Source organism: Gulosibacter sp. GYB002 (assembly GCF_036577665.1).
Taxonomy (GTDB): Bacteria; Actinomycetota; Actinomycetes; order Actinomycetales; family Microbacteriaceae; genus Gulosibacter; species Gulosibacter hominis.
Window position 1 is genome coordinate 1 of the sequence record NZ_JARBDD010000006.1, and the last position, 255, is coordinate 255.

Below are 255 nucleotides of genomic sequence, written 5' to 3' on the forward strand. Positions count from 1 at the left end.
TGCGAAAAAAGCCGAGGCGGCTTTCAACAACTCATTGGTGTCCCGCAGCTCTTGATTTTCTCGACGTAACCGTGCGTTTTCTGCAGCAAGGTCCTCGGGCATTGATTCCACAACACGTCCTTCGCGATGAGCGGCCTGCGTCCATTGCCTCGCCGTGTGCCACGAGACACCCAGTTTGGGTGCCACGATCTTGCAGGCTGCCTGCATGGACATGTTCTCCGCCAGGATGCGATCTTCCACGAGGCGGACCACACG

General features: G+C 58.0%; 1 protein-coding gene. It reads right to left on the reverse strand.

Annotated features, from left to right (window positions below; translation table 11 throughout):
* Window positions 1-240, reverse strand: a 240-nt coding sequence (locus PV375_RS04415) for a transposase (protein ID WP_442903926.1), incomplete at its 3' end; no start/stop codon positions are given.
* Window positions 241-255 lie beyond the last annotated feature (15 nt).